This window comes from Streptomyces sp. NPDC001056, from assembly GCF_053598955.1.
Genome location: NZ_JBSFLI010000010.1, coordinates 1 through 11620 on the forward strand (window position 1 = coordinate 1; position 11620 = coordinate 11620).

Sequence of the window (11620 nt, forward strand, 5' to 3'; positions counted from 1 at the left end):
GCTGTGGGACGGCCAGCTGGTGCTCACCATGATGATCACGGTGACCGTGCTGCACGAGACGCTGCGCATCGAGGACCGTCCGTCGCGCCACCCGCTCGTCCCCTTACGTTCGTCCCGCTGCGAGCCGCCGGGACCAACGGCGGCCGACCAGAAGGGAGATCGGGGGTGCACACGTGCGCACAGGACTGCTGACGGAGGGTGGCTATCCGTATGTGAGCGGTGACGCCGGCCTCTGGTGCGACCGGCTGGTGCGCGGGCTCGGGCAGCACGAGTTCGACCTCTACGTGCTCGGCCGCAGCAGGCGCCAGGAGGAACAGGGTCTGCTCCCGCTCCCGCCGCAGGTGGCCCGGGTCCGTACCGCGCCGCTGTGGACGGGGGAGGGCGGCGGCGGGGCGGTCGCGTACGGCCGGCGCGCGCGCCGGCGCTTCACCGAGCACTACGGCGAACTGGTCGGCGCGGTGTGCGCGACGGCGGACGGCGGCGCCTCCGGCGCGGTGGCGGACCGTTTCGCCAACGCGCTGTACGGGCTCGCCGAACTCGCCCGCGAGCAGGGCGGACCGGGTGCCGCGCTGCGTTCCGACATCGCCGTCCGCACCCTGGAGCGCGCCTGTCACGCGCCCGGTGCGCCGCGCACGGCGCGCGAGGCGCGCGTGGCCGACCTGCTCACCGTCACCGGCCACCTCGAACGCGCCCTGCGCCCCCTGTCCCTCGACTGGTACGGCGACGACGCGCTCGGCGCGGCCGACCTCTGCCACGCCACCTCCGGCGGTCCCGCCGCCCTTCCCGGGCTGCTCGCCCGTCACTTCCACGGGGTGCCGCTGCTGGTCACCGAGTACGGCGTCCATCTGCGCTCCCACTACCTGGAGTACCTGGAGCGCGGGCCCGACGCCGCCGCGCCCGCCGTGCGCGCCCTGCTCGCGGCCTTCCACGGGCGGCTCGCCACCGAGATCTACCGCCGTGCCGAGATCCTCACGCCCGGTAACGCGCACGCCCGCCGCTGGCAGGAGCGGTGCGGCGCCGACCGGGCCAGGATCCGCACCGTCTACCCCGGCATGGCGGCCGACGGCTTCACCGAGGCCGGCGAGTCCCCGGACCGCGCGGACCCGGACACCCTGGTCTGGGTCGGGCGCGTCGAACCCGCCAAGGACCTGATCTCCCTGCTGCACGCCTTCGCCGAGGTGCGCCGGGAGGAGCCCGGGGCCCGGCTGCGCATCGTCGGCGGGCCGAGCGGACCCGACGGGCCGGCGTACCTCGGCCACTGCCGGGCGCTCGCGGCCCAGCTCTTCCCGGACGAGGCGGAGGGGGCGCACGCGGTCGGCTCCAACCCGGTCTCCTTCGAGGAGATCGGGGGCCCCGAAGCCCCCACACTGCCCGACGCGTACGCCTCCGGCGCCGTCGTCGTGCTGTCCAGTGTGGTGGAGGGGTTCCCGACCGGGCTCATCGAGGCCATGTTCTGCGGCCGGGCGACCGTTTCGACGGACGTCGGCGCGGTGGTCGAGGTGATCGGCGGTACGGGGCTCGTCGTGCCCCCGCGCAATCCGCGGGCGCTCGCCGACGCGTGCGTGGCGCTGCTGCGCGACCCCGAGCGCCGCGCGCGCCTCGGCGCCGCCGCACGCGCCCGAGCACTGGAGCTGTTCACCGTCGAGCAGAACGTGGCGGCCTTTCACGGCATTTACCTGGAGATCGTCTCCCACTGCCCGGTCCGCCGCGACCTCGTCGACGCGTCCGGCGCGCCGCTGCCCTTCGCGGCCCCCGCCGAATCCCACGTCCCCGCCCGCTGGCCCGCCACCCCCACCTGGGCCCTTCCCACGACGGAGCCCGCCCGATGACCGACACACCGAGAAAGCCGGGTGGCGCGGTGCCGTGGGGCGCCGGGGCCGGTTTTGCGGGCGGCCCGGACCGGACCGGGCCGCCCGGCACCGGAGGGCCGGGTTCGGCCGGCGCTTCCGTCGGCGAGCCGTACCGGGGCGGGTCCCCCGATGCCGGGGTACTCCCTGTCGACTTCCCTGTCGGGAAGCCGCGCGCGTACGGGACCTCCGTCGGGGCCCCGCGCGCGTACGGGACCTCCGCGAGGCGGCCGGGCGACGACCTGCCCCCGCCCTCCGCGCCCGGCGCACCCGGCGGCGGCGCGCGGAAGCCTCCCTCGGCGCCCGGAACGGACCCTGTCCGCAGGGCCGTGCCCCGGCGCGGCGCCGGGGACCCCGTCAAGGCGCTGCTCCACCGGCACCGGGATCTGTGCGAACGGGCCGTGGACCCCCTGGAGATCGCGGCCGGCCTGGAGGCACAGGGGATCACCGACCGGACCGCCGCCCGTTTCCGGCACCGGGACGTCTTCTCGCTCGCCGAGGAGCTGTACGCGCGTGTGCCGCGCGGTGGTGAGCCCCGCGCGGAGCCGAAGCCGCCGATGCCCGTGCCCCACGTGCGCGCCGGGTGGGCGCTGTCGAGTCTTCTGCCCGGTGTCGCCGGTGCCGCCACCGTGGCCGGGACGCGCCTCACCCAGGGACAGCCCCGCCTCCTCGTGGCCGTGGCCGGGATCGTCGCCGTAGCCCTCGCCACCCGCGCGGCCCTGCGCACCGGACCCCTCGCGGGCCCCTACGGCGCGCGCGCCCACCTGCCCGGACCGCGCGGCCCCCGCCCGTGGACCCTCTGGCTGCTCGGTTACGCCCTGTTCGGCGACGGCCTGCTGCACGACGTGCTCACCGGCGGCCCCGACGCGCTGCCCGACGGCGCCCCGGGCGGCGCCTGGCCCACGGCCACCGTGCCCGTCCTGGCCCTCACCTCGGCCATCGCACCGGCGGCCTGGTGCGCGCACCTCCTCACGGCGGGCGCGCGGCGCAGGCTCGCCGGCAGCAGGGGGCTGGGGGAGTTCACGGCCGCGGCGCGACCGCTGCTGGTCGGCACGTTCGCGCTGTTCCTCGGCGCGTTCGCCGCGCTGCTCCTGCTGTGCGGGAAGGTGCTCAAGGAACCCGCGGCCTACCCGCAGGCGCTCACCCTCGGCGCCCTGCTCCTGCTCGCGCGCCTGCTCACCGTGCACCGGCACCGGCGCGCTCCCGCCCTCGTCCTCGGCGCGGCCGCGGCCACGGAGGCGGCGGCGCTCGCGCTGCCCCTCGCCGGGCGGCTGCCCCACCTCGGCTTCCTGGCGGCGCCGGTCCGCACCCTCGTGGACACCCTGGGCGAGCCCGCCGTACCGGCCCTCACCTGCGGCATCGCGGCCCTGACCCTGCTGCTGCACGCCACCCGCACCCTCACCCGCGCCTCGGCCCACGCACCCGCCGGAGCACCCGAGTGAGCGCCCTGCCGAGCCCCCGGTACGACGCGGTCGAGCGCCTCTTGAGCCGCCCGCACCACCCCTTTTGAAGGAGACCTCCAGATGTCCACCTCCCGCACGGGAGCCCCCGAACCCCTCACCCCCGGAGCCGCCCGATGAGGGTTTTGCTGATCGGAGCCAACGGATACCTCGGCCGGTTCGTCGCCGAGCGGCTGCTCGCCGATCCCGCCGTACAGCTCACCGCGCTCGGGCGGGGCGACGACGCGGACGTCCGGTTCGACCTCGCCACCGGCAGCCCGGGCGCGCTCACCCGGTTCCTGGGCGCGGTGCACCCAGGGGTCGTGATCAACTGCGCCGGTGCCACCCGCGGCGGCGCCCGGGACCTGACCCGGCACAACACCGTCGCCGTGGCCACCGTGTGCGAGGCGCTGCGGCGCAGCGGCTGCGGCGCGCGGCTCGTGCAGATCGGCTGCGGGGCGGAGTACGGGCCCAGCCAGCCCGGTTCGTCCACCGCCGAGGACGCCGTACCGCGGCCCGGCGGGCCGTACGGCGTCAGCAAGCTCGCCGCCACCGAACTCGTCCTCGGCTCCGGCCTGGACGCCGTGGTGCTGCGCGTCTTCTCGCCCGCCGGGCCCGGCACCCCGGCCGGCTCCCCGCTCGGCCGGCTCGCGGAGGCGATGCGCCGCGCGATGCAGTCCGGCGACGGGGAGCTGAAGCTCGCCGGGCTCGGCGTACAGCGCGACTTCGTGGACGTGCGCGACGTCGCACGCGCCGTGCACGCCGCCTCGCTCTCCGCCGCGCAGGGCGTGATCAACATCGGTTCGGGCCGCGCCGTACGCCTCCGCGACGCCGCCGGGATCCTCGCCCGTGTGGCCGGTTACGGCGGTGCCCTGCACGAACTCGACGGCCCGCCCGGACCGCTGCGCGGCGCCCTCGGCCACCCGCGGCCCGAGGCGGAGCACACGGGGCCGGCGGCGTTCCCGTACCCGGACGGCTGCGGCAGCTGGCAGCAGGCCGATGTGCGCACCGCGCGCGACCGGCTCGGCTGGCGGCCGCGCATCAACCTCGAAGAGTCCCTGGCCGACATCTGGATGGAGGCGGCATGCCGCATCTGACCAGCGGCACCGGCGGCGCCCTCGGCACCGCCGTGCGCACCGCCCTCGGTGTCCCCGGTTACCCCCACCCGCTCGTCGCCCCCGCCCAGTGGGCCGCCCTCGCCCGCCCCGGCACCCCGCTCGACTGGGTGGTGCTCGACGTGGCCGGCGGCCCCGGGGCCCGCCCCGACCCGCACTGCCGGGAGGCCGTGGACCCGCTGCACCACGCGGGCGTCCGCGTTCTCGGCCGCCTCGACCTCGCGCAGGGCGCCCGCGCCCGCGCCCACCTGCTGCGCGACGCCCACCGCTACCTCGACTGGTACCGGGTCGACGGCTTCCTGCTCGACCGCTGCCCCATCGGCCGCGGTGAACTCGCCGAGGTCCGGCGGGTGCTCGCGGACCTCAGGGCGATCACCGACGCCCCCCGTCTCGTCCTCGGCCACGGCACCCACCCGCACCCGGGCTACGCGGAGAACGCCGACCAGCTGGTCACGTTCTCGGGCTCCTGGTCCGACTACCGCTGGTCGCAGGTCGCGGAGTGGACGGCCGACCATCCGCCCGAGCGGTTCTGCCACTTCGTGCACGGCGTGCCGCGCGGGCATCTGGAGGAGGCGCTGCGCATCGCGCGCTGGCAGGGCGCGGCCACGGTCTACTTCACGGACCGCACCGGAAGCCGTGGTTCCGGTGACCCCTGGGAGGCGATGCCCGCGTACTGGGACGACATTGTCTCGCGCCTCGGAACGGGTGTCTCGGAATGAAGAAGGGCGTGGCAGTGTTACGGGGAGAACAAACGTAGTGATTGACCGACCAACGGAGTCCCCGTGTCGCTGCCACCCCTGGTCGAGCCGGCTTCCGAGCTCACCGTAGACGAGGTCCGCAGGTACTCCCGCCACCTGATCATCCCCGATGTGGGCATGGACGGGCAGAAGCGGCTGAAGAACGCCAAGGTGCTGTGCGTGGGTGCCGGCGGCCTGGGCTCGCCCGCGCTGATGTACCTGGCCGCGGCGGGCGTCGGCACGCTCGGCATCGTGGAGTTCGACGAGGTCGACGAGTCGAACCTCCAGCGCCAGATCATCCACAGCCAGTCCGACATCGGCCGCTCCAAGGCCGAGTCCGCGCGTGACACCGTCAAGGGCATCAACCCTTATGTGAACGTGGTCCTTCACGAGGAGCGGCTCGAAGCCGAGAACGTGATGGACATCTTCAGCCAGTACGACCTGATCGTGGACGGCACGGACAACTTCGCCACCCGCTACCTGGTCAACGACGCCTGTGTGCTGCTGAACAAGCCGTACATCTGGGGTTCGATCTACCGCTTCGACGGCCAGGCCTCGGCCTTCTGGTCCGAGTACGGCCCCTGCTACCGCTGCCTCTACCCGGAGCCCCCGCCCCCGGGCATGGTCCCCTCCTGCGCCGAGGGCGGCGTGCTCGGCGTGCTGTGCGCGTCGATCGGCTCCATCCAGGTCAACGAGGCCATCAAGCTCCTCGCGGGCATCGGCGACCCGCTGGTCGGCCGACTGATGATCTACGACGCCCTGGAGATGCAGTACCGCCAGGTCAAGATCCGCAAGGACCCGAACTGCGCGGTCTGCGGCGAGAACCCGACCGTCACCGAGCTCATCGACTACGAGGCCTTCTGCGGCGTCGTCTCCGAGGAGGCCCAGGCGGCGGCGGCCGACTCCACGATCACTCCCAAGCAGCTCAAGGAGTGGATCGACGACGGCGAGAGCATCGAGATCATCGACGTCCGCGAGCCGAACGAGTACGAGATCGTCTCCATCCCGGGCGCCAAGCTGATCCCGAAGAACGAGTTCCTCATGGGCGCCGCCCTGGAGTCGCTCCCCCAGGACAGGAAGATCGTCTTGCATTGCAAGACGGGTGTCCGCAGTGCGGAAGTCCTCGCGGTCCTCAAGTCCGCCGGCTTCGCCGACGCCGTCCACGTCGGCGGCGGCGTGATCGGCTGGGTCAACCAGATCGAGCCCCACAAGCCGGTCTACTGACCGACCCCCGCCAAGAAGCCCGTGGCGCCTGGGCCGGGTCCAGGCGCCACGGGTTCTCCTTGTCACCGGCCGCCGTCCGGCGCGGGCGGGCCGCCTCGTCCGGGCCGGTCCGCGCGGGTCAGCCGCAGACCGCGCCCGCCTTCGGGATCGTCCCGTTCAGCAGGTAGGCGTTCACCTTGCTCTGGACGCACTTGTCCTTGCTGTCGTACGCGCCGTGCCCCTGGCCCTTGAAGGTCAGCTGGACGCCGACGCCCTTGCCGAGGGCTTCCGCCATCCGCCGCGCGCCCTCGTAGGGGGTGGCGGGGTCGCCGGTGTTGCCGACGACCAGGATCGGCGCCGAGCCGGGGGCGCTGACGTCGGGGTGGTTCGCGGCGCCGGGGACGGCCCAGTCGGTGCAGCCGATCATGCCCCAGGCGAGGAAGTCCCCGAACAGGGGCGAGGCGGCCCGGAAGGCGGGCAGTGCGCGCTGGACGTCGGCGACGGTGTAACGGGGCTTCTCGTCGGCGCAGTTGATCGCCATGTTCGCCGAGGTGATGTTGCTGTACCGGCCGTTCTCGTTGCGGCCGTTCATCGCGTCGGACAGCACCATCAGGACCCTGCCGTCACCGTCGTACGCCTGCTCCAGGCCCTCGGTGAGGTACTCCCAGAAGTCCTTGGAGTACAGGGACTGCGCGATGCCGTTGGTCGCGGCGGTCTGGGTGAGCCGGCGGGGGGCGATTCCCGGGATCGGCTTCCTGTCCAGGCTGTCGAGGAGTTTCGCGATGCGGTTCTCGACGTCCTGCGGGGTCTCCCCGATCGGGCAGCCCTCCGGTTTGGAGACGCAGTCCTCGGCGAAGTTGCCGAGCGCCAGCTGGAAGCCCTTCGCCTGGCCGAGCGCGCTCTCCTCGGGGTTCTGCGTGGGGTCGACCACCCCGTCGAGCACGGCCCGCCCGACGTGGCGGGGGAACAGGTGGGCGTAGACGCCGCCGAGTTCGGTGCCGTAGGAGATGCCGAAGTAGTGCAGCTTCGCGTCGCCGAGCACCTGCCGCAGCAGATCGATGTCACGGGCCGCGTCGGTGGTGCGCACATGCGGCAGCACCTCCCCCGAGTTCCGCTCGCAGCCCGCGTTGAAGTTCCGGGTGCGCTGCACGAGTTGGGTGCGCTCGGTGCTGTTGTCGGGAGTCGCGTCCTGCTGGAAGAACGTGTCGAGCTGGGCGTCGGTCTTGCAGGTGACCGGCGCGCTGCGGCCGACCCCGCGCGGATCGAAGCTGACGAGGTCGTAGCGGGTGCGCAGGGCCGCGTAGTCCTGGGCGAACGCGGGCAGCGAGGTGACGCCGCTGCCGCCGGGCCCGCCGAAGTTGAAGACGAGCGAGCCGATCCGCTCGCTCGCCGGCCCGCTGGCCCTGGCCCGGATCAGGGCGATGCCGATGGTCGACCCCTGCGGCCTGTTCCAGTCCAGGGGCGCTCTCATGGTCGCGCACTCCCAGGTGGTGCCGTTCGGCAGCGGGGACGGCGCGCCGCCCCCGCCCTCCGCCTGGTCCGGGGCCGGGCAGGCCGTCCAGTCCAGGGTCTGCGCCGTGAGCGACGAGGCGGCGCCGGTGCTGAGATCGTCGTCGCCGCAACCGGCCAGGAGCGCGGCCAGCAGCACGGCGGCCGTCGTCAGGGCGGTGGCGCGCGGCCAGGGGAGAGCGGCGGCTCGCAGCCGGGAGTCAGAGGCCATGCCCTCATCCTGCGGGCGCACCCGTCGGGCCGCGCGGGGCACGGGCCGTACGAGGTACACGAGGTACGGCCCTTCCCAGGGATGCCCCCGCGGGGTCCTACAGCGCTCCCTTACGGGTCAGGTGGTTGAACGCCAGCCACCCCGGCAGCACCGGCAGCCACAGCGTCATCAGCCGGAACAGCAGCACCGCCGGGGCCGCGACCTCCTTGGGCAGGCCGAAGGCGATCAGACCGAGGGTGAGGCTGGCCTCGACCGCGCCGACGCCACCGGGGGTGGGCGCCGCCGAGCCGAGCGCGTTGCCGGCGAGGAAGACGACCGCGACGCTGGCGATGCTCAGCGAGGCGGTGCCGCCGCCGAAGGCCCGCACGGAGGCGTCGAGGCACATGACGAAGCAGGCGGTCAGCAGCAGCATGCCGCCGATGCCGGTGACCAGCTTCTGCGGCCGCTGGAGCACATCGAGCATGCGCGGCACGACACCGGCGAACAGCGACCTGACCCGGGTGACGACGAACTTCCGCAGGAACGGTACGGAGGTCACCACCAGCACCAGCACCGCGACGGTCAGCAGACCCGCGATGACGGTCCGGGACGGCGACAGCGTCGGCGTCTTCTCGGTGCCGGTCAGATAGCCGAAGGACAGCAGCATCAGGATGTGGCAGCCGAGCCCGAACAACTGGGAGGCGCCGACGCTCGCCACCGCGAGCCCCGGGCGCACGCCCGCGCGCTGGAGGAAGCGCGTGTTCAGCGCCACACCGCCGACCGCCGCCGGCGCCACGATCTTCACGAAGGACCCGGCGACCTGCGCCGCCACCGTCCGCGGGAACGGCACCCGCTCCGGCACGAAGCCCAGCAGCGACATCGCCGCCGCGACGTAGCTCAGCGCCGAGAACAGCACCGCCGCGAGCACCCAGCCCCACTGGGCCTGCGAGAACAGCGTGCCGAACTGGATGTGCGTGAGCTGCGTCAGCAGGAAGTACGCGCCGATCGCACCGGCGATGAAGCTGATCAGCGTGCGCGGCCGCACCCGCTCCAGCCGGGCCGGGTGCACCGGGGCCTGCGGCCTGATCCGCAGCACCTGGTGCCGGATCTGGGTGAGCAGGTCCTCCTCGCGGGCCTCCTCTATGGCCTCGTCGATCGCCCGCCGCTCGGCCCGCTGCTCCGCCCGTACGGCCTTCTTGTCCGTCTTGTCGAGCCGCTGACCGGCGTCTTCGAGCGTGGTCCCGTTCGCCTCCGCGGCCTCCTGCAACCGGGCCAGCTTGGCCTGCCGGGACGCCTCCAGCACCGCCTCGCGCTCCCGCTGGGCGCGCTCGCGGCCCAGTCGGCGCAGTGTGTTGCGGGTGGAGCGGGTGAGCGCGATCGGCTGGAGCATCGGCAGGCAGTCGGCCACCGTGTCCGGGCCGAGCACCTCGACCGCCGAGGCCACCGCGCGCTCGGCGCCGACCCGCAGACCCAGCGTGGTCAGCAGCTGGGCCACGTCCATGCGCAGCAGCAGGTCACCGGCCGCGATCTCGCCGCCGCGCAGCTCGGTGAGGATCACCTCGCCGCGGCCGCCCACCAGGATCGCGTCCCCGGCCAGCCTGCGGTGCGCGATGCGCCGCGACTGGAGAGCGCGCACCTGCGACCAGGCGCTGCGCAGCAGGTCGTCGGTGATCTCCTCGTCGGCCAGCGTGTCCAGCCTGCGTCCGCCGGTGTGCTCGTAGACCAGCATCACCGCGTCCGGACCCAGCTCCGAGGTGGCGATCAGCTTGGGCGCGTTGGCGCCCGCCGCGATCGCCGCGTACGCCAGCAGCGCTTCCTGCTCCAGAGCCTGGCGCAGCGACTGGAGGCTGGAGCGGGTGGCGAAGCCGCGCAGGGTGAGGTTGCGCCACGCCCGGTAGAAGAAGCCCTGGGCCTGCTGCTCCCGGTCCACGACCGTGACGTCCAGCGGCGGGCCGTCCTCCAGGGTGACGAAGTAGCGCCGGCCCCGGTCGCCGTTCTCGCTCTCCGCGACCTCCTCGCGGGCCGCGCTGACCGGGCGGAAGCCGACGTGGCGCAGGCCCGCCATCAGGGTCTGGCCGGTGGGGCGGACGTTGGGGGAGCCGACCGCGTACAGCGTGCCGTACGCCACCGACCAGCCGATCAGCACCGTCAGGACGATGGAGAAAGCGGTCGTGTAGCCGGTGACCAGCATCGAGAACGCGTCGAGCAGCAGCACGATCCACAGCACCGCGCGCCAGCGGGGTCTGCGGGACATGCCGACGGCCGTCATATAGGCGATGACGGGTGCCAGATAGCCGTGCACCGGGTCGGTCAGGGCGTGGACGTCGACCGGCGAGGGCTGGGTGAGGGCGTCCTGGATCGAGCCGGGGGCGGCCCGCGCGACCCACAGGTCGGTGGCGAGCGTCACCCCGTGCGCGAGGACGGCGGCGAGGACGCCGTCGGCGATGCGCAGCCCGTCCCGTTTGATCAGCCGTTCGATCGCGAAGGCGACCGGGACCAGCAGGATCGCGATGCTGGACGCCAGCCCGGCGAATCTGATCAGGATGTCGGGGGCCTGTCCGGTGCCCTTGTTGATGTCCTGTTCGAGGCCGGAGGTGGTCCCGTGCGCGAACGCGGCGACGGCGAGCAGCACCACGACGGCGAGCAGGCCGACCAGGAACCGCATCAGGTCGGAGGGCCGGTGCACCCGGGCGGGGAGCAGCGGTTCGTCGCCCTCTACGGCGTCGGGGTGCTCGGGGTCGCGGGGGCGCGCCTCGGCGTCCGCGTGCGGGTCCTGCTCCGCGTGCGGCTCGTCGTCGCCCTCGGACCTCCGGTTCCCCGGCGGGTTCTGCGGGATGTGCGCCCCCTCGGTGCGTTCCGTGTCCGCCCCGTGCGGACCCCGGTGGGCGTCCTGGGCGTCCTGGTCGCCCCCGCCCGTACGGCCGGTCTTCGGGCGTGCGCCGGTGTCAGGTGTGCCCGCCCCGCTCTCGGGGTGCACGCCCTGCTGCTTCATGATCTCTTCTTGGTCTCGTATCACCGGTCACCGCCCGCACGATGGTGGCATGCCCCACCGACACACGCGGGCGTCAGGGTGCGGATGTGCGGTCGCACAGTCTGCCGGAAGCACCGCCCGGGGGCGAGGGGGCGTTCGCTCCGCAGCGCTCCGCGATGTCGGCCGGGTGCGGCAGGATGGGGCGAATGAGCGAGCAGAGCCCCGGCGCGGAGCCCCGCGGGACGCACCCGGACGACCTGCCCGAGTACGCCGAGCGGGTCCTCCAGGTCGCCGAGCTGATCCCGCCGGGCCGGGTCATGACGTACGGCGACGTCGCCGAGTGGCTGGAGGAGGGCGGCCCGCGCCAGGTCGGCCGGGTGATGTCCCTGTACGGCGGCGCCGTGCCGTGGTGGCGCGTCGTACGGTCCGACGGGGTGCTGCTGCCGGGCCACGAGCTGCGCGCGCTCGCGCACTACCGCGACGAGGGCACCCCGCTGCGCGAGGCGGGCAGGAGCGCCGAGGGCCACCTGCCGCGACTCGACATGCGGCGGGCCCGGTGGGACGGCGGTGCGGACGCGGGTCACACCTGACAGCTTCCGCCATCGGAGG

General features: G+C 74.0%; 8 protein-coding genes. 6 read left to right on the forward strand and 2 right to left on the reverse strand.

The annotated features are described in order from the left end of the window. Nucleotides 1-173: 173 nt before the first annotated feature. The 5 genes from ACWDD7_RS14285 (at nucleotide 174) to moeZ (ending at nucleotide 6362) form a co-directional block, all read left to right on the forward strand. Nucleotides 174-1829 carry a DUF3492 domain-containing protein gene (locus ACWDD7_RS14285; RefSeq protein ID WP_450457549.1) on the forward strand — a complete coding sequence of 552 codons (1656 nt, stop codon included), beginning with the start codon at nucleotides 174-176 and terminating at the stop codon, nucleotides 1827-1829. Nucleotides 1830-2176: 347 nt separating this feature from the next. Then, complete coding sequence (locus ACWDD7_RS14290) at nucleotides 2177-3289, forward strand: hypothetical protein (protein WP_450457550.1); 1113 nt, start codon at nucleotides 2177-2179, stop codon at nucleotides 3287-3289. 134 nt (nucleotides 3290-3423) lie between these two features. Next, the gene (locus ACWDD7_RS14295) at nucleotides 3424-4383 is read left to right on the forward strand and encodes an NAD-dependent epimerase/dehydratase family protein (RefSeq protein WP_450457551.1); all 960 of its coding nucleotides are present in this window, start codon (nucleotides 3424-3426) and stop codon (nucleotides 4381-4383) included. Then, nucleotides 4371-5120: a spherulation-specific family 4 protein gene (locus ACWDD7_RS14300; RefSeq protein ID WP_450457552.1), complete on the forward strand. Its 750-nt coding sequence runs from the start codon at nucleotides 4371-4373 to the stop codon at nucleotides 5118-5120. The genes ACWDD7_RS14295 and ACWDD7_RS14300 overlap by 13 nt, the downstream gene beginning before the upstream one ends. Before the next feature lie 63 nt (nucleotides 5121-5183). Continuing rightward, nucleotides 5184-6362: an adenylyltransferase/sulfurtransferase MoeZ gene (gene moeZ, locus ACWDD7_RS14305; RefSeq protein ID WP_450457553.1), complete on the forward strand. Its 1179-nt coding sequence runs from the start codon at nucleotides 5184-5186 to the stop codon at nucleotides 6360-6362. 118 nt (nucleotides 6363-6480) lie between these two features. On the opposite strand, the gene ACWDD7_RS14310 is transcribed toward moeZ, so the two are convergent. Both ACWDD7_RS14310 and ACWDD7_RS14315 read right to left on the reverse strand, forming a co-directional pair. After that, on the reverse strand, nucleotides 6481-8061 hold the full coding sequence (locus tag ACWDD7_RS14310) for an alpha/beta hydrolase (RefSeq protein ID WP_450457554.1): 1581 nt from the start codon (nucleotides 8059-8061) through the stop codon (nucleotides 6481-6483). 97 nt (nucleotides 8062-8158) lie between these two features. After that, on the reverse strand, nucleotides 8159-11032 hold the full coding sequence (locus ACWDD7_RS14315) for a lysylphosphatidylglycerol synthase domain-containing protein (protein ID WP_450457555.1): 2874 nt from the start codon (nucleotides 11030-11032) through the stop codon (nucleotides 8159-8161). Nucleotides 11033-11217: 185 nt separating this feature from the next. On the opposite strand from ACWDD7_RS14315, the gene ACWDD7_RS14320 reads away from it, so the two are divergent. Then, nucleotides 11218-11601 (forward strand): MGMT family protein, encoded by a 384-nt coding sequence (locus tag ACWDD7_RS14320; RefSeq protein WP_392218904.1) that lies wholly within the window; start codon nucleotides 11218-11220, stop codon nucleotides 11599-11601. The last annotated feature ends 19 nt before the right edge of the window (nucleotides 11602-11620 follow it).

What these genes read in the sequence shown, in the direction of transcription:
- ACWDD7_RS14295 (WP_450457551.1), top strand. Translation starts at nt 3,424, where the DNA reads ATGAGGGTTTTGCTGATCGGAGCCAACGGATACCTCGGCCGGTTCGTC.
- ACWDD7_RS14300 (WP_450457552.1), top strand. Translation starts at nt 4,371, where the DNA reads ATGCCGCATCTGACCAGCGGCACCGGCGGCGCCCTCGGCACCGCCGTG.
- ACWDD7_RS14310 (WP_450457554.1), bottom strand. Translation starts at nt 8,061, where the DNA reads ATGGCCTCTGACTCCCGGCTGCGAGCCGCCGCTCTCCCCTGGCCGCGC.
- ACWDD7_RS14315 (WP_450457555.1), bottom strand. Translation starts at nt 11,032, where the DNA reads ATGAAGCAGCAGGGCGTGCACCCCGAGAGCGGGGCGGGCACACCTGAC.
- ACWDD7_RS14320 (WP_392218904.1), top strand. Translation starts at nt 11,218, where the DNA reads ATGAGCGAGCAGAGCCCCGGCGCGGAGCCCCGCGGGACGCACCCGGAC.